General features: G+C 41.2%; 33 protein-coding genes. All 33 read left to right on the top strand.

The genetic code is table 11. From position 1 onward, the window contains the following. Entirely contained in the window at positions 1 to 804 is an 804-nt protein-coding gene (locus ACMXYX_RS18040) for a hypothetical protein (RefSeq protein ID WP_415906861.1), read from the top strand. After that, positions 801 to 1580, top strand: a complete 780-nt coding sequence (locus ACMXYX_RS18045) for a hypothetical protein (RefSeq protein ID WP_415906862.1) — start codon at positions 801 to 803, stop codon at positions 1578 to 1580. The genes ACMXYX_RS18040 and ACMXYX_RS18045 overlap by 4 nt, the downstream gene beginning before the upstream one ends. Before the next feature lie 148 nt (positions 1581 to 1728). Continuing rightward, positions 1729 to 2457, top strand: a complete 729-nt coding sequence (locus ACMXYX_RS18050; protein WP_415906863.1) for a hypothetical protein — start codon at positions 1729 to 1731, stop codon at positions 2455 to 2457. 2 nt (positions 2458 to 2459) lie between these two features. Beyond that, positions 2460 to 3398, top strand: a complete 939-nt coding sequence (locus ACMXYX_RS18055; protein ID WP_415906864.1) for a hypothetical protein — start codon at positions 2460 to 2462, stop codon at positions 3396 to 3398. Positions 3399 to 3488: 90 nt separating this feature from the next. Continuing rightward, a complete protein-coding gene (locus ACMXYX_RS18060; protein WP_415906865.1) occupies positions 3489 to 4994 on the top strand; it encodes an LPD7 domain-containing protein in 1506 nt (501 codons plus the stop codon). 57 nt (positions 4995 to 5051) lie between these two features. Beyond that, a complete protein-coding gene (locus ACMXYX_RS18065; protein ID WP_415906866.1) occupies positions 5052 to 5564 on the top strand; it encodes a hypothetical protein in 513 nt (170 codons plus the stop codon). A gap of 241 nt (positions 5565 to 5805) precedes the next feature. Next, the gene (locus ACMXYX_RS18070) at positions 5806 to 5994 is read left to right on the top strand and encodes a hypothetical protein (RefSeq protein ID WP_415906867.1); all 189 of its coding nucleotides are present in this window, start codon (positions 5806 to 5808) and stop codon (positions 5992 to 5994) included. 26 nt (positions 5995 to 6020) lie between these two features. After that, positions 6021 to 6233, top strand: a complete 213-nt coding sequence (locus tag ACMXYX_RS18075) for a hypothetical protein (RefSeq protein WP_415906868.1) — start codon at positions 6021 to 6023, stop codon at positions 6231 to 6233. A 26-nt stretch (positions 6234 to 6259) separates the two neighbouring features. Beyond that, entirely contained in the window at positions 6260 to 6955 is a 696-nt protein-coding gene (locus ACMXYX_RS18080) for a hypothetical protein (protein WP_415906869.1), read from the top strand. Positions 6956 to 6992: 37 nt separating this feature from the next. Beyond that, positions 6993 to 7331, top strand: coding sequence for a hypothetical protein (locus tag ACMXYX_RS18085; protein WP_415906870.1), 339 nt, complete (start codon positions 6993 to 6995; stop codon positions 7329 to 7331). Beyond that, on the top strand, positions 7328 to 7573 hold the full coding sequence (locus ACMXYX_RS18090; RefSeq protein WP_415906871.1) for a hypothetical protein: 246 nt from the start codon (positions 7328 to 7330) through the stop codon (positions 7571 to 7573). Before ACMXYX_RS18085 ends, ACMXYX_RS18090 begins: the two co-directional genes overlap by 4 nt. A gap of 28 nt (positions 7574 to 7601) precedes the next feature. Further along, positions 7602 to 7832, top strand: coding sequence for a hypothetical protein (locus tag ACMXYX_RS18095; RefSeq protein ID WP_415906872.1), 231 nt, complete (start codon positions 7602 to 7604; stop codon positions 7830 to 7832). 12 nt (positions 7833 to 7844) lie between these two features. Further along, complete coding sequence (locus ACMXYX_RS18100; protein ID WP_415906873.1) at positions 7845 to 8759, top strand: hypothetical protein; 915 nt, start codon at positions 7845 to 7847, stop codon at positions 8757 to 8759. Positions 8760 to 8771: 12 nt separating this feature from the next. Further along, the gene (locus ACMXYX_RS18105; RefSeq protein WP_415906874.1) at positions 8772 to 9677 is read left to right on the top strand and encodes a hypothetical protein; all 906 of its coding nucleotides are present in this window, start codon (positions 8772 to 8774) and stop codon (positions 9675 to 9677) included. A gap of 221 nt (positions 9678 to 9898) precedes the next feature. Further along, positions 9899 to 10798 carry a hypothetical protein gene (locus ACMXYX_RS18110; RefSeq protein WP_415906875.1) on the top strand — a complete coding sequence of 300 codons (900 nt, stop codon included), beginning with the start codon at positions 9899 to 9901 and terminating at the stop codon, positions 10796 to 10798. A 16-nt stretch (positions 10799 to 10814) separates the two neighbouring features. Then, a complete protein-coding gene (locus ACMXYX_RS18115) occupies positions 10815 to 11591 on the top strand; it encodes a hypothetical protein (RefSeq protein WP_415906876.1) in 777 nt (258 codons plus the stop codon). Positions 11592 to 11701: 110 nt separating this feature from the next. Beyond that, positions 11702 to 12223: a hypothetical protein gene (locus tag ACMXYX_RS18120; protein ID WP_415906877.1), complete on the top strand. Its 522-nt coding sequence runs from the start codon at positions 11702 to 11704 to the stop codon at positions 12221 to 12223. 52 nt (positions 12224 to 12275) lie between these two features. Continuing rightward, positions 12276 to 13235 (top strand): hypothetical protein, encoded by a 960-nt coding sequence (locus tag ACMXYX_RS18125; RefSeq protein WP_415906878.1) that lies wholly within the window; start codon positions 12276 to 12278, stop codon positions 13233 to 13235. A gap of 58 nt (positions 13236 to 13293) precedes the next feature. Continuing rightward, positions 13294 to 13893, top strand: coding sequence for a hypothetical protein (locus tag ACMXYX_RS18130; RefSeq protein ID WP_415906879.1), 600 nt, complete (start codon positions 13294 to 13296; stop codon positions 13891 to 13893). Positions 13894 to 13932: 39 nt separating this feature from the next. Next, complete coding sequence (locus tag ACMXYX_RS18135; protein WP_415906880.1) at positions 13933 to 14154, top strand: hypothetical protein; 222 nt, start codon at positions 13933 to 13935, stop codon at positions 14152 to 14154. Between the two features lie 20 nt (positions 14155 to 14174). Beyond that, entirely contained in the window at positions 14175 to 14786 is a 612-nt protein-coding gene (locus tag ACMXYX_RS18140; RefSeq protein ID WP_415906881.1) for a hypothetical protein, read from the top strand. A 257-nt stretch (positions 14787 to 15043) separates the two neighbouring features. After that, a complete protein-coding gene (locus ACMXYX_RS18145; protein WP_415906882.1) occupies positions 15044 to 15631 on the top strand; it encodes a hypothetical protein in 588 nt (195 codons plus the stop codon). Further along, positions 15631 to 16620, top strand: a complete 990-nt coding sequence (sohB, locus tag ACMXYX_RS18150; protein ID WP_415906883.1) for a protease SohB — start codon at positions 15631 to 15633, stop codon at positions 16618 to 16620. Before ACMXYX_RS18145 ends, sohB begins: the two co-directional genes overlap by 1 nt. A 56-nt stretch (positions 16621 to 16676) precedes the next feature. Then, positions 16677 to 17228 carry a hypothetical protein gene (locus ACMXYX_RS18155; protein ID WP_415906884.1) on the top strand — a complete coding sequence of 184 codons (552 nt, stop codon included), beginning with the start codon at positions 16677 to 16679 and terminating at the stop codon, positions 17226 to 17228. Beyond that, positions 17225 to 17614, top strand: a complete 390-nt coding sequence (locus ACMXYX_RS18160) for a hypothetical protein (protein WP_415906885.1) — start codon at positions 17225 to 17227, stop codon at positions 17612 to 17614. Before ACMXYX_RS18155 ends, ACMXYX_RS18160 begins: the two co-directional genes overlap by 4 nt. A gap of 76 nt (positions 17615 to 17690) precedes the next feature. After that, positions 17691 to 18278, top strand: coding sequence for a hypothetical protein (locus ACMXYX_RS18165; protein ID WP_415906886.1), 588 nt, complete (start codon positions 17691 to 17693; stop codon positions 18276 to 18278). A 10-nt stretch (positions 18279 to 18288) separates the two neighbouring features. Beyond that, a complete protein-coding gene (locus ACMXYX_RS18170; protein ID WP_415906887.1) occupies positions 18289 to 19152 on the top strand; it encodes a hypothetical protein in 864 nt (287 codons plus the stop codon). Positions 19153 to 19327: 175 nt separating this feature from the next. Continuing rightward, the gene (locus ACMXYX_RS18175) at positions 19328 to 20029 is read left to right on the top strand and encodes a hypothetical protein (RefSeq protein WP_415906888.1); all 702 of its coding nucleotides are present in this window, start codon (positions 19328 to 19330) and stop codon (positions 20027 to 20029) included. Positions 20030 to 20044: 15 nt separating this feature from the next. Further along, on the top strand, positions 20045 to 21139 hold the full coding sequence (locus ACMXYX_RS18180) for a hypothetical protein (RefSeq protein WP_415906889.1): 1095 nt from the start codon (positions 20045 to 20047) through the stop codon (positions 21137 to 21139). Positions 21140 to 21213: 74 nt separating this feature from the next. Next, positions 21214 to 21822: a hypothetical protein gene (locus tag ACMXYX_RS18185; RefSeq protein ID WP_415906890.1), complete on the top strand. Its 609-nt coding sequence runs from the start codon at positions 21214 to 21216 to the stop codon at positions 21820 to 21822. Between the two features lie 2 nt (positions 21823 to 21824). Continuing rightward, entirely contained in the window at positions 21825 to 22193 is a 369-nt protein-coding gene (locus ACMXYX_RS18190) for a hypothetical protein (protein ID WP_415906891.1), read from the top strand. A 238-nt stretch (positions 22194 to 22431) separates the two neighbouring features. Beyond that, the gene (locus tag ACMXYX_RS18195; RefSeq protein WP_415906892.1) at positions 22432 to 22734 is read left to right on the top strand and encodes a hypothetical protein; all 303 of its coding nucleotides are present in this window, start codon (positions 22432 to 22434) and stop codon (positions 22732 to 22734) included. Between the two features lie 53 nt (positions 22735 to 22787). After that, positions 22788 to 23891, top strand: a complete 1104-nt coding sequence (locus ACMXYX_RS18200) for a hypothetical protein (protein ID WP_415906893.1) — start codon at positions 22788 to 22790, stop codon at positions 23889 to 23891. Positions 23892 to 23916 lie beyond the last annotated feature (25 nt).

A 23916-nucleotide genomic window follows, 5' to 3' on the forward strand; every position in this document is an offset into this window, starting at 1 on the left:
ATGAAAAAAGGATTTTTCACCCTAACAACCGTTGCACTGCTTACCAGTAGTGCGCAGGTGATGGCCTATGAGATGCCCATCTTTAAAAATGCAGCCGATCATGACCTATCACCACAATCTGGCATGGATCAGGATGCGACCGATATGGTGTCCTACACCATTGATGCAACCACGGCGATTGCCCCACAAATCACGCGATTAGACAGTACAGATGGGCCGATCTGTGGCGGCATCATGGGCAACCATATGACCCGCAATGAAGACGGTCTGCAGAAGTGTACTGATCAGGGATTGGCTGAATCGGATGTCAGCTTTGAGGATGTAAAAGAGATTGGTGCGATCACACCTGAGCAGCAACAGGATGTTGAAGACGGTATGGTGTGTATTCGTGGTGAGTACGCAGGCTTCGTTCCTAACATTTTAATTAATGATGTGAAGGAGGCAGACACTTACAAGATGAAGTTGATTACAGGCGCAATGTCGTCTCTGTACGAGCTTAAAAGCAGCCAGAGTCTGTATATTGGTGTTGCGGCATACAGCTATCGCTTAAATCCTTACGTTAAGTTAAATAACTACATTGGCCCGATGTCTCAGGCTGAGTATGACCTGAATCGTGGCCATAAGGTGCTTAAGATTCATGAAAATAATCTTGGCACCGTTTATGGCATTTTTAAATGCAATCCCGTGGATCGTCGTTATTCATTAAGTACCAGCTATCGTGCGATCTATGCGGTTAAGCATTTAGAGCCTTTCCTTGAAGCTGCCATTGTTAAGAAGCTGAATCTGCAAGGAGGCATCCAATGAGAAAGGTTTTCGCATTAAGCGCCTGCTTACTGGCTTCTAACACGGCACTGGCCGCACAGGGTATCGAATCAAACATCGAAGCGGTGTTTAATCAGTTCCGTTCTGAGGTGTTTGCATCCACCGCATCGAGTGATTCCACCACTGCCGCAGATTTTAAAATAAACACTTCTCTGACCATTCAAGCAGAACGTACCAATTTGAGCGGTAGCGGTAATCTCTGTACACCGCTCTTTGAAGGGCGTGTAGTGGAGAATGCATCAGCCAATAATGCCTATTACTGTAAAAACAGTGTACTGACGTACTCACCGTTTTTAGAAGGTAAGTTTGAATCCCAAACCCCGCGTTGTGGTGCAGGTATTATCTCTGCGTTTTTTCCAATGGATTGGGCTACGCTGCAGGATTCAGCTAAACGTCCGATCTCGGATCGAAGCTTTAATCGCAACTTTGCACCGACCCTCGTTAATCGTGATGGCAGTGGCACAAAGATGCTGAGAGATGGCCGTAATCCTGTGTATACCTATCCACTTCAGGTATTGATCAAAGAACATATGTTTGATGAGGAGTTTGATGATTACAGCGGCGCTCGCCGTATTCGGTTCTGGATCAACGATCTGACGATGGCGGATCTGGAAATGGTCTGTAATACCTCGACAGCGAAGTTCGAGCTGACTGGTGTTTACGTTAAAAATACATCGACTCCGATCTCTGTGTTTAATGCCTACGCCAACCCAAACAATATGATTATTCATCTATCGGATGCAGCTTACGCTCGATAAGTCGTTCTGAATCAACATTCAGGTGTGGTGTTCGCATCACATCTGATGTTTCTCTTTAAATTCCCCTCTATTCCTTGACAAATATAATAAAAGTATGCTAATATAGTCTTTAAATTCAACCTTAACTATATCCAAGGAAGGAGAAAATATGTTGAACACTAAAACCTTTTTAGTACTTGCTTTAGCCGGTGGTGTATCCACAACGGTTTCCGCTAATGAAGAAAAAGTTATTCCTGTTATTGAGAAAGTACCTGTAGAAAAAACTTATTTAGATGCTTTTACAGTACAAGAACAAAATATCAATTTTGTAGAAATACCAGAAATTGCGAAAGGCACACAAGCTTACACAGATTTTAAAGAAAAAGTGCGCATGAATTACCGCGAACAGAATCGGATTTTGGCGAATTTGAGCACTGAAATGTCGAATGCAAGATTCATGATGGCCGATGGCATCATAGGCGAGCATCTAATTTGGTCGAGTAAGACGTTTAATGATCATGGAGAACAGTTGGACGGTTGTTTAAAAGCTGCATGGATGAATGATCCAGAGGCCAAAACAGCACTACAGATGTTGACAGATTCCGTAGTACATATTCAGCTCGCTCATGATTTTCTTACCGCGAAAGAACATTATGTTATGAATATAAATCCTGTAAATATTCAGTATCGCTCGAAGGTACGTATGGAAGCTCAAAAGTTCAAACTATCCGCTTATGAGATGTGGGGTAAGGCATTAAACACCTGCTTTACCAAACAGGATATTCAATTATCTGAAGGTGCATGTTATATCACAGGGGACGGTGCACTGATGCATATCAGCACCGATGTTGCCGTAGATAACCAGAAAATTTGTAAAGAGATTACCCACGAAGGTTAATAATGGATCGATACAAATACGCACGGAATGATATTAAAGAGGAACAGATGGAGGTGGCCTTGAGCCGCTTCTGTCCTCAAGGAATGAATCTGCGCAAAGCCACCGAAGCGATTACTTATGTGTGGCGGAACGAACCTATTCATGAAGCCCGTTTTGTAGGGCGAGAAGGGTATTCATTTGAGGCGCTGTTTGAAGCCTTAGATCCGCTTTATCGTCCTGTACTGCAAGCATTACTGGATAATCCTCTGTATCCGCTGTACCTCAATGTTGATGGATTCACAGATTACAGCGTACTGGATGCGATCACAGATCGTTTAATGGCCATGCCAGCTGAAGAGATTCTGTCGATGAAAGGGGTATCCAATCTCTTAGGTCGATTAACAGATCTCTACAGTCAGGTGCCAGATCGTGCGACAGGCACGCCACGACTTTACAGAGATACAGTGAGTGAAACCGATGCAGTGAAGCTCAAAGCGCTGGTTAATAAGCTTTTTGATGAAAAGGCGAGCATTGATGCGCGTGTCTTTAATCAGTCAATGATGTTCGTTAACAATGCCACGCTGTATGCCTTTGAAGCAGGCCACGGCATTGGGCTTGAGCAGCGCTCCGCTGTAGAGATCGTATTTACCGATCATCTGCCTGCAGCGAAACAGTATTTGTTAGCGTGTTTAAATAGCGTTAAGAGCATTCCAATGGATGATGTTCCCTTGGTGCAATCTAAGCTCTTATTTCTGCTCAGTGGCGATACTACATGTGAGCAGATGGATGAGATTCAGACCTTAAGAGAGCGCTTATTAGTGCCGTATGAGAAATGGAATAACCGCTCTTCCAGCAGAAAAGATTATCAAAAAATTAATCAATTAATCTCGGATTTTTTGGAAAGAAATCCACCGATTAAAGATAAACCTTGGCATGTTATAAACGATGATTATTCACTGTAAATAAAACCGAGGTTTAAATAAAACCTTATTATACTGTTAGTAAGCCATTGGATGGCTATCTCAATAAATAACCAAACAAGGATGTTTAAAATGAATAAAAACACCGATACTTATTACCGATACCGTCATGAAGACCACACTGTGGTTGAGATTGACCCAACTAAACCTGATCCAGAAACAGGGATTTATCCTTCTGTTGAAGGGTTTGCCAGTTGGGTAGCTAAGCAGGAAGGCTTAGAAACCCGCTATAGCAATATTAATAAAGCCCTCGCGTACCTGACGAATCAGAATTATGTCGTGATGCATGAATCTGATGCACCCCGTAATGATCAGGGTGAAGTGTGTCCTGATCAGATGAAAGCGATTCGTGAAATGCATATGGATGCATTGAAAGAGAAAGAGGCAGAGTATGAGCAAGCGCATCAGGGTGAACCCATCCATATCGCGCCTAACAGCAATCCTGAACCTGCGGTTGATGAAAACATGCCACCGCGTGTTGAGATCACTCAGATTAATTTCTTAAATGAACCTGTTCCGCAGGGTGATCATGAAGTCGATCAGCATTACGTTGAAGTGAGCGCCAAAGTGGATGGTATCCCGCTTCAGGTTTGTTTTAAGAATGATTTTGATTCGATTAATTATCGAAACCTTAATGAGCCGTTCCAGTATTTTGTACATGAGCATCAGCTGAAGATCAGTTCTGATGAGCGTAAAACGTTGATTTCTGACATTGTGGGACTGACACGAAAAGAGATCTTTGGTGAAGATTACACTGTTCAGGCCGTACAACCACCAATGGTTGAAGAGCTGGATATTGGCGGTGAGAAAGAAGCCGCTGAGAAAGTAGCTGAAGAGAAGTATCAGGCGGAAAAGAAAGCCGCTGCTGAAAAAAACCAAGCACCAGTAGTACCGGAGGAGGTTTCACCTGAGGGGGGGAGTGAGCAGGTTAATGACACTCCAGAACGCACAGCGGATGATCTGGAAGCTGAGAATTTAGCACTGTTTCATGAGCAACAGGGGCAGAACTGTATTGTCAGTGGTGATGAACCGACCCCTGAAGAGAAAAAGCAGCTTGAAGCCAATAAGCAGCGTGATCGCTCTGGCATTAAAGATAAACCGAATGCACCGTGGGATAAGAACAATCCTGATCCCTTAGCAGCTTTTAAGAAGGACAGTTTTGGTAATTACCGCTATCGCACTAATACGTCGATTATTGCCTTCAGAGTAGGTGTAATTAACAAGAAGGTGATGACCTGTTATGAAGATAACCAGTCTACCGCCAAAGCGATGGTGCACATTGCTATAAACAAGAACAAATGGAGTTCCATTCGTGCCACAGGTAAACCTGAGTTCAAACAGAACATTTGGCGCGAATGTCAGCTACAAGGTGTGAAATGCACAGGCTATACGCCAAGTGAAGATGATCTTAAATGGTTGGATCGTCATATCGAATCACAGAAAACCGTGAAAGATATGCAGGGTGATGAACAGACGTTTAACCCGAATGTTAATCCGAACTTTAAGAACATGATCGAAAACGGTGATCAGCCTGCACCTGAGTCAAAGCACCAGAAAGAGCAAAGTACTCACCCTTAAGTTGACACCAAAATGGCCCTGTAAGGATTCAGGGCCTTTATAAACAGGAGGTTTATTATGTTAATGGATTCCCCGACTGATCGATTTAAGAAGTTTCTGGATGGTGTAAAGGCTCCTCAGTGGCGTAAAGATAAAGCGATGGATCAGTTCAAACTTCAGCAACGCGATAAGTACATGCGAGCGAACCTTGAGCGCATGTATAAAAACATCAAAGAAGCTCAGGATCTGCGTGATGAGAAAGATAAAGCGGCCTCTGATGCACGCTTAAAACTGATTATGGAAGAGCATGAAGCAGTGATGAAACGCCTCAGAGATGAGTCTGCCGATCTGCACCATGTCTTCATGGAAGCGCTTGAAGTTGAGGTACAGCCTGCACCTGTTAATCAGCCAAGCCAACCAGAGAGTGGTTTTTCTCTGTTTGATCTGGCTGATGATAAAGCCAAAAGTGATCAAGGGATTAACCCGATGATGAACACAGGTTTTGTACAACAAGCACAGCAGGCGAAACAAGCTGAGATCCAGAAAGCGCAAGAATCGCGTCATAAATTTTCACATTCCAAGACGCTTTAATGCTTAAATTAATGCCTAAAGGTCGCCAAGAGCGGCCTTTTTTATCTCTTTCTTAAAAAAACTTCCTGAAATCCAACTCGTTAATGATGCATCTCCACTAAATACGGAGTTATTGTCCAAACTCGTCAATATTCCTTGACAAATATTTTAAACTCTATTAATATAGTAGGTATGAAAAGTCAACGGACGACCTTTCATTTGAAGAATTTATTTAAAACAAAAAAATACAAGGAAGTGAATTATGAATATTTTAATCTCAGTTTTCGGTTTTATCTTTTTCCCAATCGTTGCAGCATTATCTAGCTCAACTTTCCGAATCTTAGGCGGTATCGCTGCAACAGGTGCATTGGCATTTACAGCACCTATGTTAGCAGTTGGTGCAGCAGGCATTTACGGTGCAGTTAAAGCTTACAACTACTTTTTAGACTAATTAAATTTCTACTAAGGGATTTAATTATGAACGCTAAAAACATCTTATCCATTACTGTATCAGTCGTATTATTAGCAGGGTGTGCCTCTCACGGCACATTCTCTAAACAAGAAACTGTATTAGAGCCGCTTATTTTAGAAGAAAGTCTGACTGAAGAAGCAAGGTATCAAGCGGTAATGGACAACCCTGAAAAGTACGCAGAATTGATGCGTAAAGCTGAAGCAATAACAAACGTCTAACCAACAACTAAGAAAAGGATTTCGATATGTTTACACTTAATTTTTCAAAAACAATGAGCGCAGCACTGGTTGCTGCATCCCTGATTGCTGCACCTGTTTCAGCACAAACTGTAGATACTTTGGTTTCACAAAGTGCTAACGAGATTGCAAGCACTGTAGGTAATGATACTGAAGTTCTTGAAGCTATCGCCACTGAATATGCAGATCATAAAATCACGGGATTAAAGGTTCGTGAAATCATGCTGGCATATGCTTATGGCCATGAATTATCTGATCATGCAATGAAGTTCTTAAAAGAGAAAAGTCCTTCTGATTATAGAGATATAAAGGTAGATGAATTAAGCGGACATTTTTGTAATGAGGAAGTTTTCTCTCGCTACGATCATCAATTTAATCATTCATATGTATACAAAATTATTCGTGATTGTAAGAAGGATCTGGATAAGTTTATTGGTGATAACGTAGATTTTGAAAAACCAATGCAAACCAAGGTTTATATTATTCAAAACTTCAATTATGACCCGCAGCCTATTTACAGTTTATTAAGAAATTATTCATCAGCTTCATATCGATATGAAGAAGCCATTGATGAGCTGAAAGTTCAAGCCAATCTAAAAACCTTAGGTCATGAAGTCGATCAGGAACTATCTGATGAGCTGAATGAGAAAGTAAGAAACTACCAGAGTTTGCGCAAGCAGATGAAAGAGAAGGGCTTCCTATAAGCCACTCATCAACACCAACAAAGAAAAGGATTTCGTCATGATTGAAGCATTAACAATAGGAACAGCGCTGGTTATATTGGCTATTCCTGCAACAGTGATTGCAGCAGCCTGCACAATTACGGTATTCGAGAGTAAGCCAACACCTTTAAACGTTCTTGCACGTATTTTTATTATCGGTGCAGTGATATCGATGATTGTTTTTACCTTTGATGCATCATCGCCCTTAGGTTTTATGTTTAACCTGCTATTGGATGGTTTTGTAGGGGGTTTATTAGCTCAAGTTCCATACATCTTGGGATTGTCTGCAGCGGCACTGGTGATCGCTGCTTGCATCAAACTATATGAATTCAAAAAAGGTGAGGTTGCTCAGTCATGAACAAACTCATCCCTCTACTACTGGCGCTAGCAATAGCGCCTACAGCCAACGCTCACCACAGTCTTAAACATGCAGTAAAGAAGAGTCCTGCAGTTAAAGTGGAGATCGTTGAAGGCAAGGCCGTTGTTGAACACAAACACATCAAAATGAGCTACAAGCGAGTGGATCGCACGTTAGCTGACTTCGTTAAAAATCATAAAATCGTAAGAGAACAAATCGTGCTCGATGTTGCAGCACTTTAACTATTTTTTTAACCAAGGAAGGTGAATTATGAATACTAAAGAAAAAGAATTAAAAGAAATAAGCGATACATTTTCAGCATTGGCTTTGATGGTTTTTGTGAACATTCCAATAGGTGAAGCTCTTCGTCAATACGATTTAGATTTAGCGCTTAGATTTGTTTTGGAATTTGGATTATCTATGTTTGCGGGTGTGCTTTTATATACTGGCATTAAAATGATTGGTCAAAAAATTAATAAGTTTTTTGGAATAAAGAGCTAAGGAGAGCTAATCATGGGAATGGACGTTGAATACAAGTTTGAATTGCACTTACGTGATGACTTAACCGAACAAGAGCTTAAGGTGCTTAAGGGGTTGTTTGAGTATGAGAAAGCTGATCCAGACAATGATGATGAGATCGACTTTGACAACTCAACACCTGAAGTTAAGGCATTGATCGAGCAGATTCAGAAAGAGAAGAGTAAGTACAACAAGGAAGATCCTGTTAGAACATTGGATTGGTTTATTGCCACTATGAATATTGATTCTGCTATCGAGGAAGGTGGCGTTATCAAGGTTGAAGCGGATACACGCTGGAAGTGGGTTTGCCATGCCTATGAGCCTGTATTGAACTTCTTATACCAGTTTATTGATCCTAAAAAACGAGATCTTAAGATTGGTGAGATGAATAGTGAATTAAGTGATTTGAAAGCGCTCTTCTTTGATAACGGCAAGCTAACTGAGCATGATATGCGAGGAGATCATTGTCCATATGTAGCAGGTGGTTTTAGTGGCTATGACTTTTGTGAAGACACCTTAGCGGAAGACATTAAAACGGATGAGATCCATTTCTTTGATGTCCATCGTGCTTACCAAACTGATGTTGTGGTCTATACCGCGATTAAGAAAAGCATTGGTAATATTGCTCATCTCACGCCGAGCTGGATCGATGAGAAATATCATCCTGTCCTTAAATTCATTAAAGAGTTTGAATCTATCAAGCGCTTTAGCACCTTGCGTAATGAGCAGAAAACTCAATCAATCACAGCGAAGGAAGCTGATTTGATTAAGAGCGTGCTTGAAACTAAAGACAATGGGTTAACAGGGAAGCAGGAAGCAAACCTTACAGGCCATGTGGTAGCGTTTCATGAGCAGACTGAAAGAAAGCGCACTAAACATAAAACCGATTTCAGCAACTTAACGCTTTAAGGAGACCAGCCAATGAGAATGTCGAGTTATATCACCAAGGAAGAGCTGATCGCTGCACTGGAAGGCGATACTGCACAAAAGCTGGCTGACTACCTGAACCGTATCGTTAAGAAGCGGGATATCCTGACCGAGAAAGAGATCATCACCTTTCATCAGTTGATCTACTCACTGGAAAAAGATCGTCAGTTTTCTGAGCAAACGATGTTGGGTCAGATTCTGGATGATCGTGATAGCCTGCGTGCTGATGGAGATGTGTTTGAGGCGATTCTCAGCTCCAGATACAAAGAGCTGATTACACGCTTCAGTGAAGATCTGTTGACTAGAGAGCGCATCATTAAGCACTTTCAGGATTTGAACCGTGCAACCAAGTATGAACTGAATGATACTCACCTAATTGCTAACCGCAAGGACTATAAAGAACTCGAATTCCTTCATTATTTGAATAAGCGAACACCTGAAACAATCACGCCTAAGCGTCTATCTGAGATGGAGACTACGCTTGAAAACAGCTTTAATGCAGATGTGTTTGAGCGTTGGAAAAAGCTTTATTTGATTCTTATTCAAGGCGCAACTTATTTTGAGAGTTCAGAAGGTGGAGAAGTTTTCTTTTTAGGATCTGGCAGTCGAACTGCTCAAAAAATCCTATGGTCATATGTAGAGGATTCATTCCTGAAGGAATTAAAAGACTGTATTAATTATTGGAATTTGAATGATCCAGAAATTAAAAGTTCCATTGAATCGTTTAATAAAGAGGTTGAGGATTTTTATTCAGAGATGCTTCCTCAATATGAAATGATTGATGATAAGTTCCCTGAAGTTGTTGAGAGCACTGTGGCGTTTATTACCCAGACACTCTCACGCCATGAGAACCCTAAACAGTCTCAGAAACGTCAGATCGATGAGATGTTAATGCTTTAATCTATCCCTTATGGCAGTAAGGATTGGTTATTTTTACTGCTTACCCTCACTTCTATCACATCATAAATGATTTGTCTGAACGGAATACGGAGTTTCTGCTAAAACTCCTTAATATTCCTTGACAAATATAAAAAGATCTATTAATATATGTAGTATGAAAGCTAAGGATTAGGCTTTCATTAGAGGAATTTATTTTAAAAACAAAAACAAGGAAGTGAACTATGACTAAGACTACTCAACTACTCCGCCCTAAAGATCTAACACCTGCTAAAGCGCCTTTTGAAAACAATGAGATTAAGGTTGTCGATTCATGGGATCGTGAACCTGTCCTATCACTGGATGTGGAGCTAAGCGCTAAATTTAATAACGTGCCAGTAGAACTGTTTGCAGCACACTCTAGACGTGAAGAATCCAAGCGAAACGTTCAAGACCTTGCTGATAAGGTGCAGGCCCGTTCCATTGCGTCCAATCCTGTGCAGAAAACAGAACTGGATCTGAATGCTTACAGTGTTAAGCAGAAGAAAGAGCGTGCTGCCCGTATTGATCGTGCCTTCGCACAGTTTGGTGTCTCTTATGATTTTAATTCCATGCAAATAAAGCAGGGTGCTAATTTGGAGTTCGAATTCCTACGTAAATACATCACGGATGCGGATGATCGCATGATGATGATTCAGAAGTTTAATCATTATGCCGGTGATTCCAGCAACTTCGTTCGATTTAAACTGGTTGATGGCAGCGTATTGTCAGGTTTTGTCCTCAATCAGCTGAACAAAGTCGGTCTTCTTCCTCTCTTTAAACATTACGGCTTTATGGAATGTTTACATCTGGCACAACACGGTGATGTGATTCTGAAAGACGGTCATAAGATTGACCTTGTTAAGGACATCCGTGAAGCGATTACGCTTGCTAAAGACGATATCACTGTCATGAGTGATGAAGAGCAAATGGACTTTGCTCAACGCTTCAATATGCCAAGCATCTTTGCTGACAATCATGAACGCAAAGCGGTGTATGAGCTGCTAGAGAAGTGGGAAGAGAACCTGTTTAACGTGATCAATGACAGCTTAATTAAAGCGCCTAAGTCAGAGAAAACAGCCAACTATAACGATTACGCACTGTAAGAAAGGGGATTCAAGGATGAATAACGCAAAGCATTTAACACAACGTCCGGGCTGGAAACGTAAGCAACCTAATTCAAAGTTTTTCAGTAAATATGGCAATCCGCACAGCAGCATTCCTGCTGTGCCAACGAAGCCGAAGATCAATAAGAGCAATATCGTTGAGATTGATGGTCGAAATTATGTTGATGGTCGAGAGCTTAAAAAATACCTTCCATTTCTGGGTGCAAAAATCAGTGTCGAAATGGCTGATATGTTGATCGAGCTGAATGTCGAAGTGGTTGAGAAGGAGATTCGTGGAAGCTATCTCAGCAACGATATTTACCCCACTATATATGATGAAAACGGCGAGTTATTAATCTTTCCTGTTGGAACAGCGAACTGTATCAGAGACTTTTTCCTAGAAGCTGAATGTGGCTTCCTATTCAGTCCAGTGGATCTCTCGTTGTTGAAACATGCCGACCTGATGGATACGGCCTGTGAGTATGGATTGGTCGATTTCATCAAGTTATTGAAAACAGGTCAGAGATCGGAGGCGTGCCAACAAACAGACCTTCTTTACCAAGTGGTCGAGCAGTTAGCAGACTTTAAAGAGCCTTCTCAGCCTATGACATGGGATACATATGCTCAATACGCAAGTGTAATGGGTGATCAATTCACTCGAACTAAAAAGGCTGAAGTTATCCAGATCTTTAATGATTGGAAGGAGAATGTTCTTTCTCAAGTTAAACAGGATATGAAGGTCAGTGAAGAGCCGAGTAAGACTCGCACTAACTATGGCGATTTAGCACTTTAAATAAACACCAGAGCTATCATCAGGGATTGATAGTGGCTCACCCCTCAGATCACCCGATCTCATCATACTTATACATTTAATTTTTAATTTAATTTCAAGGAAGAAATATTATGGAAAACACAAGTCGAGTTAAAGCAAGCACAGTACTGAATAGCAATGTAGATAAAGACAAGAGTATGCGCATGATGGGTGAGATCATCATGAAACAAGCGGCAGAGTTGCATCAGGTGAAAACGGAGTTGGCTGAATGTAAAGCCCGTGAAGCCGAACAGGAAGCAGCTGTTCAACGTATGGCAGATAAAGCTAATCGCCAAGTAATGAAATGCATGCAGATGTATAGCGCGAAAGCGATTGATCTAACCACTACCCAGCTTGAACATCAGTTAAAAACTGAGATCGATAAGCAGAATGAGTTGGTAGTAGATCTAATGAGCACACTCATTAAATCTCAGAATAGTATTGCTGTCGCACAAGCAGATGATATGCGCCATCTGCAAAAACAAATGGATCATCTAGCGTCTCTAGTATCGAGATCAGGTGAAAGCCTTCACGATGAGATCCAAGAGCAAAACGCAGTCCTTAATGAGGCGGTTAAATCACTTCAGACAATCTGTGAAGCCTTCTCTCACTAATTAACTACTGGCCCTGCACGGATGCGGGGCCTTTAACCCACACGGAGGTTTCATGACTGACACGCAACTATCCCCTTTAGAGGCATTCGCTCAAACGGATCTGAACATACCGTACAGCCGTTTTCATATCTTAATGATGGATATCTTTGATAAAAGCTTTCCTGACGGTGTACCAACGGAGCAGACCTGTAAGGATGGCCATCATGTGCAAACCCTCTTACTCGCCCTTCATTTTCATCTGATTGATGTCAATGAACTGACCGACAGAGAGTTTTCCGATGTGATGAAGGTGATACGTGTCATAGATCAACACCAGAACGTGATCGCGCCTTTCATAGATGGCGGTCGATTCCCGTTTATAAAGGAATTGGTACAGGTAGCACAACGTAAATTTAAAGCAGGTCTAATCTGCGAAAGTAAGCTACCAGAGAGCTTTCAATACCTGAATTGTCGCTACTTTGATGAACCTGAAATTCGCTGGAAACGTCGATTACATAAAACGTTTCGAGGCGATAAAGAATACTGTTTTTTCTGTGATGAGCTGTACGTTAATCATTGCTTGGTTATCCGTTTGGATGCAAGGGATGTAGATGATCAGGTGGATATCAACATGATCGTCCGATTAAACGACCATGACTGTTTTGGCATGTTCTGTCGAGATCAGGAGTTCCATTCAGCCTTGGTATTGGATCTGGCGTATATCGAAAGCAACGATCTGTACTACAAGGCCGTTGAAGACAAGATGGAACTCACCCGAAACATGATCATTCCCAGAGAGCATTTAATGGATTTCTTAGATGAATATTGGTTTTTAAATAACCCTTCTAATCAAGATTTTCATGCGTCTCTCGCAACGCACATTGATCGTTTTGGAAGAGGGGTACGCAATCACATGATAGGAGATCACTCATTACTGGTATCAGGTGGCTTTATGCTCATTAACAATAAAGCGGAACGCCTGATCGAACACCCTAACAAAAAGCTTTCACTGCGAGAGCGATTAAAACAATGACCCTGAAGGATTAGGGTCTTACTCAACGTAATTAACAAAATCTAACAAGGATGTTTTTATGAATTTAAAACCTGAAATACAACAGTTAGCGGATGCCTTAGGTGCACAGCTAACCCCCTCAAAAGCGCATTCAAAGCATATCGTTTTAAGCTTTGAAAATGAGCGATCCAAGACCTTTAAGGGCAGTTTTATGAACTCCGTTGAAGATCAGTTAGCGATTGCACTGCAAAGTCGCTTTGATTTCTTCACTACTGAGTATCTGAGCGCCGTAGAGGACTATCACAGAGCGAATAACCCAAATGTGAGTGAAACCCGTTATGGCAACTTACATTGCTATCTACGAGCTTTACAGATCGCTGAGCAGTGTCCTGAACAGTTCGAAGCAGGGTATCTGAAAGCTCACTTTGAGAAACATATAGGCTATGGGTTTAATACGCCTGCAGAGCTTCAGATTTTACTCTCAGGAACATATTTCCCTGACTACCTGACAGAGCAGCAGGCAGGGGATCTGAAGATGTTAAAAGGCTCTCCGTTGTGGTCAATGGATGATTACTTTGAGGAACGGATCGAGCAGCTGATCGCGCTACCTTACGGTGGACTTATTGATGAAATTCAATATACACCTGAAACCCAGATGCAATTCGCATTTATGCATTAAGATTTTTTTAAAAATAAACAACAGTACATGGAGGTACTTATGAGTCCAGACGAAATTGATATGTATATCTACTTAGGCTTAGGCGGCGTGTTTGCCTTAGTGTTTTATCTCAACTGGGACTTAAACAGACTCAGAAAGAAAAAGCAGAAAGAGAAACGGGAATACTACAAAACGCTTTCCCCTGAAGAGCGCAGACATCAAGAGATGTTGGATGAGCAGAGGGAACTGAGAGCTGAAATTCAACGACTTAAAAATCGATAGTAAACACGGAGGTTTATGAAATGAAAAACGAGATCTTTGTTAGTGGGTATGAAACCACTTATATGAATTACTTTTACCCGAAGAATCCTTACGGTGATGAGAAACCTCTCATCATTCAGGATCACACCGTGTCCTTTGAGTGCGCAGGTGTTATTAAATCAGACTTTGAGGATGAGTGGGGTGATCAACCACATCATGCCGCGTTTCATGTACAGGATGCGGTACTGACGATCAGCGATGACACGTTCAGTTTTAAGGATATCTATATCCTGATAACACCTGATTACAAGTTCATGATGGATGATCGCGCTTACGATGACCTAAACTCTGTCATCCGAGATATGTTTGGTTTAAACGTGAAATACCGTGAGAACGTAGGCACGTATCAGGAATTTGATAAACGCATTGGTCATCAAGTGGCACAGATGATCGATAAGACACTGGAGCAAGCCCTTGTTCCATGTCTGGAAGATCTTATGAAAGACTGCACTGACTTTGCATTTATCGACTTAGCCGCAGGTCTGTTAAACAGTGATGTTGAGATCAGCGATACCTTCAAGCAGCGTTATTTTGATGCACTGCGGGTATCGAAACGGTCTAAGCCAAGGCGTAATCAGTTGCAGGTCATTTAAATTAATTAGCCCTGCCAAGCGCGGGGCTTTTTTTTAATAGGTAAGCAACATAAGAAACCACTAAGCATACCTCCCCCCTCAGGTGAAACCCTCCGGTATCGATAGCATATTCATTTACATCACATATGATGTTTCTTTCGTAATTCCCTGATATTCCTTGACAAATATATTATAATCTGTTAGGATCTTGTACAAGAATCAAGGATAGATTCTTTATTGAAGATTTTTAAAACAAACAAATAAACAAGGATGTTAGTATGAGAAATTCCACAGATTTCTCAAAGCTGGAAGTCATAGAAACTAATAACGGTAAGATTGAGTTAGAAACGCAATCGGATACCTATCTATTCAGCTTTGTGATTAAACCGCACACACAACACTTAACCCCTGAAGGTAAAAAGATCACAGGGTTAAACGCCGCACTGGTCGCCCTTTATTTCGGTGAGAACGTTGAGCGTAAGGTTAAGCAAACCAAAACAAATCCAAAAGACAATCAAGTAGATCTCGAACAGTTCAACACGAATGAGTTGAATGCCAGCGTTGAACAACCTACTCCATCCAATTCCAATACAGAAGAAGAGATTATTGATCTCGACTACCACCTTTACCCTGTCTTTGAGATCGCTGTGCTGTCTAAAGAAGGCTATGAGGATGTGGGCTGGTACAAGCATGATGAACAGTCGGAACGTCTGCATCAGGGTTTTGAAGAGATAAAATTAGCTTTAATCGAGCGCAGTCTGGATAGCCTGATTGAAAGCGTAGTTCAGCCATTTCAGGAAGCTGTTTTTGCATTATTAGAAGAGGAGGGGATTTACCTAACGCTCAAGGAAGAGGAGCCGTTTTAATGGAATTTATTATTTCTATGGATATTGTTTGGAGCTTGGTTTTGATACTGCTGATTGCAGGTATTGTGATGGCTGCAAAGAAGCAGGACGCATTAAAAACCAATCCTGACAAGATTAAAATTAATGTTGAAGACTTAAATAAAACCAAACGTAAGACCTTCCGTTCGGTGAAGAACCAGATGGCAGGCGAGCCTGATCTACCTGCCCGTAAGCCACCTAAAAGCAGAGTGAATTCTAAACCTTCTGTGTTTGTAATTGACTTTAAAGGCGATGTAAACGCTACAGGGTCTGAGCTGTTTAAAGCCAGCCTGAATGCCGCTGTACAGCAAGCAAAAGAGGGCGATGAAGTGATGATCCGCTTGGAATCTCAAGGCGGTTCAGTCGCGGAATATGGCTACCTATCAACCCTGTTAGAAGAGATTAAAGATCAGCCATTCCAGCTAACGGTTTGCGTAGACAAAGTTGCGGCTAGTGGTGGGTATTTAATGGCCTGTGTTGCTGACAAGGTTGTGGCAGCACCCTTTGCCTATATCGGTTCAATTGGTGTCGTTGCCCAAGTACCTAACGTTCATGAGCTGTTAGAGCGATACGGCATTACCGTTAAAGACTACACGGCAGGCGAGTCAAAGCGCACCGTCTCCATGACAGGTGAGATTAAAGCGGAGGATGAAAAGAAGTTTACCGAGCAGCTGGAAGCCATTCATGAGCAATTTAAAGCACATGTGGCTCAGCACCGCTCTCAGGTGGACATTGAAGCTGTTGCTACAGGTGAGAGCTGGACGGCTAAAAACGCCCTAGATCATCAGCTAATTGATGAGATCGGCACTTCCAATGCGTACTTGCAAGGCTGCATGAAAGAGATGAATGCCTATCAGATTAAAGCAACCTACCCACTGAAACAAAAAACCTTAAAAGAGGTGATGAGTGCCAGTGTATCTCAAGGTATTGAGAAGGTTGCACAGAACTTAATTCAGAACCGAATACAGTAATTAAATTAACCCATGCCCTGCACGGATGCGGGGCTTAATAAACAAGGATGTAAATCATGAAAAACGATGCAATTTTTAAAGAAATTAATGAAATTAAAGAACATTCAATTCGCTTAGGTCAGCTGCACAAGGAGATGTCTAAAGACAACTATGAAGCGATTGATAAGATCAAAGAGATGAAGCGAGGTTTCAGTGATTTGTTGGCTGAGCGCAACACTAAAATCACGGAAATTAAAACCGAGTATGCGGATTACGAACAGGATCTCAGTGCACAAATTAACTTAGCTCAGGACTCTATAAATGAGACCAATCGGAAGCTCGCTGAGCTGGCGGAAGCGATCACTGAAACCGATGAGCAGATCAAATACCTGAGTAATCAGATTGATGATCGGGAACCCCGCACAACAGATCATGCACTGATTCGCTATATGGATAGAATTCTAGGTATCGATGTGGAGGCGATCCGCCGTGAGATTCTGCAGGAAGCCTTAGTTGCGCAGATCCTCGAAGGCGGTGATGGCAAATACCGTTATAACGGTTTTGTGGCCATCGTCAAAGATCGTGTGGTGTGCACCGTATACAAAGAGACTGAGGACTATGCCGCATGAGCATACATGCGTTGATCGACAAAGCTGATCAGATCGATTTCTTTGAGCTGCATGATGAGATGTTTAAGTTGCTGAACGAATTAAATCACCCTTCGCATCTGCGCTTAAGGTTGGAAGGGGGGTTATTTCAGAGGCTGTTAACCCTTTATCATGCAAAGCTTGAATTAACAGAATCAATCTCGATAGAGATGTCTGAGTTTATATTTGAAAAGATGGAGATATTATCCAGAACGGGATATATCTATCAAAGTTCAAAGGGTGAATATATTTATTTTAAAGGATGCAAACAAATCGCTGAATTAGCGTATCGAAAGTCAGGCATTTTAAAACCCGAATCAGAAAAACCTCAACCAGAAGAAAAACAACATATTATTCAGTCATTATAAATTAATACTGTATAATAATAAAAAGGTTTTAATTTAAAACCTAAACTCAACTAACAATTTAGAAAAAGGATAATCTATGAGTGGATACGTTAGAGAATCAGGGCTTAAAATTAATGATGATGCTATTTATCAATCATTAATCGGTAAACATATTAAGCAATGTTCAGAAAATGCAGATTACATTGGTTTAAACAAAGAAGAAACACGTAAAAACGTATCTTTGTTGTTAGGCGAAGACCATGAGCAGATCGAGAAAGAAATTTTAGAAGATGTTAATGCTGAAGACATTTGGGAAGCGTTCGATAACCCTGAGGTGTTAGCTGAAGCGGTCAATAATGCGATTACTGATATTACAGCGGAAGTATTCTCTAGCAATGAAATTTACCTCTCCCTTTCATCTAAAGAGATTGAGATGGTTAAGAATGATTTCTGCTATCCCGAAGTTAATCAGCAAGAGATTGAGATGGCACAAGGGATCATGGAGAAGGGTATTCCAGTCTCTGATCACTTTACCAATAACCTTGTAGCTGAAATTAAGTTAGCTGTTGGTGAACATGCTTATCAGCAAGGCATTGATATCAGTGTAAATCAAGAAGTGGCACCACGAGATATCGAAGAAGAGCCTAAACGTTCACGCCACTTCGATGACGGTTATTCTCTGTAAGGGGCTGATGATGAGTAATCTAAAGATTCAGCAGATGGAGCAAACCTTTGGTATCCGTATTGAGCAACAGGGAAAAACCTTTTTACTCTCGGATTCAGACAGTCAGATCCAATTTGGATACACCAATTCGTTAGAAACACTTTTGTCGATCAGTACTCATAATGCATTAGCGTTTATGACGTACAGCCATACAGCGCCTGTTGATTTTGATGATCTAATCAGTAGTTATGATGGTGCGCTTGATACCGCCTGTGATCAGCTCTCAGATCGGATGAAAGCACTGGATTATGAGGTGGATACCGACTTTGAAAATGATTTAATTTTGGATGATGAAGCGATCAGTAAACTGTTTATGCATTACACAGGTATTACGGATCTATCACCCAATCGTGCGTACATGATTTTCCATATGTCCGATGAGAAAGTGCCAGCCTTTCATCGCGTGAATGAAAGCATTAAGGCGTTAGAGCAATTTAAAGACCGTCATCCTGATTCCGAGCTGACCTCTGAATATGAAGAGTATCCAGAGTATTGGTCAGAGAAGTTGGCTACGGAATTCGACAATGCAATCATCACCATTCGTGAAGTGTTGCATGAAGATGAGGATAAAACTCATATTGATTGGTCGGCATTTAGCCAAACCTTTTTGAGCAACTACGGTCATCTGGAGCTGTCCATCGAACAGCTCGATACACTCTTCAACCAAGGTGAAATGATTAAGTTAAAACCTTGGCAAATGGATGAGCTAAAAGCGATTCAGGAAGAGGAAGGATTTGCTTACCCAATTGAAAAACGTATGAAAGCGATTGAGACAGAATTTATGTCCAAACCTCGCTCAAAACATAAGAAAGATTCCAACATCTTATCGCTGTAGTGCTGGCGCATTACATCGGTAAACCATCTACCTCATAAATGAGGCAAGTCATTTAAACTGGTCGATATTCCTTGACAAATATAATGTTTTTGTGTTAGTATCATCCTGTCTTTAAATAAAGGAATGAACCAAAGATATATCAACATTAACGCGAATAGCAGGAGGCTTAACGCATATGAAAAAAGGACTTTTATACTCCGCGATACTGACCGCAAGTATTGCATCAACCACTGCACATGCTAATAGCATTGTCGATTCAGGCTTAGGGAGCTATCAGGTTTCCCAAGGCGTGCAATTACAAGGTATGTGCATGAAACCTAAAGAAGCAGTTAAATTCGACACCTGTGCTGAACAGAACATTCCTGAAGAGATTACGGAAGCGCAAGCACGTGAAGCAGGTCTTATTTATGATAACCCACTGATGGCTGCATTTGCAGAATGTGGTATTAACCCTTCTTTTTTAGGACTCCCTGATCTTAACGCTAACTTCGATTTCAGCTTACCCAAGGTCAATATGTGCTCCATGCTGAATGAGGCTGTAGGCCAAGCTCAGCAAGCCGTAGATCAGAATATTAATAAACTTTTGGATCAAGAGCTTGGTGGCGCTATCGGTAATGAACACATCGGTGTTTCGGGTGGTGTTCAGACGCAAACGAACAATCGTGTGAGCTTAATTGATAAATCAAAGAGCGTTATAGATCCTTCGACGATTACAACGACTCAAGGTACGTCGAGCGCCTCTGCGTTTAGTAACTCAGCGCAATCAGTTAAAACCACTAAAGCTGAAGGCACAAAATCAGACAAATATTCTCAATATGGTGAAACGCTTGATCAGATTGAGAAGCGACTTAATTCGTATGAAGCGCTTTATAAATAAGAGGAGGATAGAAATATGACTAAATTGAAAAAACTATTAGCCGTATCCATTACCTCCGCAGGTTTAATGATGGGCAGTTCTTCTGCTAATGCTACGTACTCAGTAGTTGATGGATCGCACATCAGTACGGCATTAGCGAACTCTGCAGCTGAGATTGCAGAGATGGTGAAAACACACGGCTTACTGAACCAAGATATGCTTCAGGATGCCATGCAGCACGCAGAGAAGATCTTGCGTGATCAGATGAACCAGCAAGCGGATATTCTGTATAGCTCACAATCTGATGCCAACATGATGAACAAGAAAACCATGAACGGTCTTAAAACCGCGACAGGGTTATGTGCGGCTAAATCGATGTCCGAAAAAATGAAGGACATTGAGTGTGAAAAAACCGAAAAGAAAGAATCGGACAGCAAGAAGTTTTCTGCCAAGCGTAGCGGTAAGAATACTTCCGATAACCAGACTACGCAGCGTGAAAAAGAAGAGCAGCTGTTAAGCCATATTGAAGCAGTCAATAAAGCGGCAGCGGATGCAGGCTCTGACCTGACTGTTGAAACGGTGATGGCTGCAATTACTTCAGGTCGTGAGTTAACGCCTGAAGAGTTTGAGCTGTATAAAACTGCGGTAGAAGAGGTGATGATTCGTGAGAAGAAAGCACCTCAGGAAGAGTTTAACGAAATTGGCAGTCCTGCTTATAACGAGCAGCGTCTACGTCAATTACGTGAATCTCAGTATGTCTCATTGGCCCGTGATGCCATGATGGACATTGCCTATAACAACGTGAAAACCGAGAACGGTGAAGGGCCTTCTAAGAATAACCTTGAGCGGAAATTCTTGGGTCAGTGGTACGGTGAGCAGGAGAAAGATGGTCAGATTACCGTGGGTGCTTCTGTTCATATGAGCGCGATCATGAATGCGTTCACTCCGGGCGAGATTGATGAAACCACAGGTAAACCTGCCAAGGCACATACCGTAGATCAGGCGATTCGTGAAGGTGTGCTACTGCAAGGTATTAATAACTGGCAACAGCAAATCATCATCGAGCAGGGTAAGCGTATTGAACAATTACTCGCTGCCAAGCTGATGTATGAAATCAACGGTGGGGATTAATTCCCCCCCTTATCAAATCATATCCAAACAACTCAACGAACAAGGATGAACAAACAAGGATAAGGAGTATCCCTATGAAAAATTTTATTAATCCATTAACAATTAAATTTCTAAATGACTTAACAACATTCCAGCGTCAAGTGGTGGGTTTGTTGGCCATGACTGCGTATTTCGCAGGTGTGTTCAGCTTAGCGTGGCTCTTTGGTGGTTCCATATTTGAAGTGATCGCTGATCTTACTGATGGTGATATCAGGGATGTCATGTCAGGTGCCTTCCTTGGTGGCTTAGTCTTCGCTGGACTCATTAAATTCGCTCAGATGCAATTTGAATGGGCGAAGTTCCACTTTGTACGCTTCACCTCTGAAGAGATTGTTGAAGAGACAAAGGTGGCTGAAATCGCAGAAGAGATCACACCACCAACCGCAGGTGCCGTTAATTTAAACAAAGGTATCTCGCTTTCTAAAAGCTGTGAATCACAAGGTTGCCTTCACTCTAAAGCCAAACAGCGTACTGATCTGGCGTGGAATCACTTCAGAAAGCGCAAAGCAAAGGGTGAAACCGATGCAGTACGTCCTCAGAAAGAAGATTATGCTTACGCCGCTGCTGTACTGGCTAGAGCGGATCTGATTGAGCAGGACGTTGATGATGCATTGCACGCTGCTAACGTGCTGGCAGGTGCATAACGGTGTGGCTTGAGATCACAATGGTAGGAGGGGCGCTTGCGCTCTTCCTTTACTATCTCTACTCAATGCCAGAGGGCCATACATGGTACGACATGCTGATGGATCTCTCAGAAACCCTGATCGTATTATTCTTTGCCATTGGCTACTTCATTTTTGAGATGTTTGAAGACCTTGGCACCATTGAGCACCAGTACTTTTTTATTCTGTTTTTGCTCTGCAGTGCCTTAACTCTTTCGACCTTGAAAAAAGATGAATCCAGAAACAAGCCATTAAAGGATCGCATCGATCTGGAGAAGTTCTCCATTAAGCTCATTATTATCAAAATCGCACTCTTCTGGATGATGCTTCCACTGGGTTATATCTGTGCCTGATACATAATTCAGGCACTTTCCTTCTACAAAGCAAACGTATACCTCATATACGATGCAATCCCTATTAACTCCTTATTATTCCTTGACAAATATAAACATTTTATGCTAGTATTCGCAGTATTGGAATGCAATCACCAATTAAAAAGATTTGTTAAGGGAATGGCTATCTTTTCATAGATCTCATGATTGCCTCACATCATATATTTACTCAACGAATATTTATGAACGAGGTAAGAAAATGATTTCTATCGATTTTATTGATGCAATTGGATTTAGTGAAACCATTCACAAGATGGTGAAACGCTCTTTTGTAAACAATACACCTATCTACTTAGTTAAGCCCAACAATAACGATGAATCGATTGTCTTCAAAGACAATATTGTTATGGGTGATCAAGTTCTCTATGTCTGCGATATCAATAAGCATGAAAATGATAAATTTGGTATTCGCAGCATTCAAAAGAAAACTGAATTCGGTATTTATGTTCGCAACGTAAAGATTGCGATATTAAAAAGCCTGATTAACTCGAAAAGAGTCTAAACTATTAATTAAAAGGATTTTTTAAAACAAACTCAAGGAATGAGGTATTGAAGATGCTGAATTATTTTAAAGACGATGAAGCACAAAAAATTAAACTTGAAAAAATTGAAGACGATAATGTTGGATCTGAAAACAAAAAACCTTGGTACAAGAAGTTTGCTGAGGGAGTTGTTGAGCTTTTAAAGCCAATATTTCGTTTTATCTCACTGCCTGTAGTGTGGCTACTAAAGTTAGCCAACAAGTTCTTCTCTGCAGTCTATACGCCATTCTCGTATCTAAATGATGCCAATGGTAAAGAAGGTTCAATTGCAAGCAGGTTGCAGCGAGCAATTGCTTATGGCGTTCTGATCCTAATTGGAACTTCGTCCATGTTCTTACTGGATTCACACCAGTGGATTCATGTGCCTATTTTGGACGTTAAGGTGAGTTCCTACTTATTGGGTGCTATCACTTTCCTGATTCCAGTGATCATTACTTTCAATCTAGTTAGAGATAAATTTTCATCTGAGATCAATAGATTAAAAGAGTCTATGCCATCTGAGGAGAAAATTGAGAAAGACCGAAAGAAGCGTGTTAAGGAGCTTAATGCGCAAGTGGAAACAGATAGATATAAAACAATGCGGGTAATGGTCGCCTTTGCTTATACAGGCTTCTTATCTTCTCTAGCGATAACGCTTTATTTAGTTTCAGAGATGGCAGTAGGCGGCACATATGGATTTTTTGATGTGATGTGCGGCCTGTTTATGATCTTCACATTCCTATTTTCTATGCAAGCGAACAGGGATTACATTACAGACCTTGAAGGCCGTTTGGATACAAAAATGAGTCCTGCTTTATCAATGGTCATTATTGCAACAAGTATTTTCTATAACTTAGGAGGCGTTAAATATATATCTAACTTTCTATCTAATTATATTAAGCAAACCATCTGGTTAGCATTATTAGTATTTGGTGTTTACAGCGTGGTAGCTGAGAACTTCATGTATACAACTGAAATAGCAGAGGGTAGCAATATTGGTATCGCTCACGTGTATTTCATTGTGTTATTTGCAACTTATTATCGAAATAAGATTGTGAATGGATTTGCCAAAATGTGGAATGCCTTTAAAGGATTAATGGGCAAACTATTAAATTTATTTAAAACAGATAAACAATAAACAATAAACCAAGGAAGGTAATTTT

The organism is Neptuniibacter sp. QD72_48 (genome assembly GCF_047778065.1).
Lineage (GTDB): Bacteria > Pseudomonadota > Gammaproteobacteria > Pseudomonadales > Balneatricaceae > Neptuniibacter.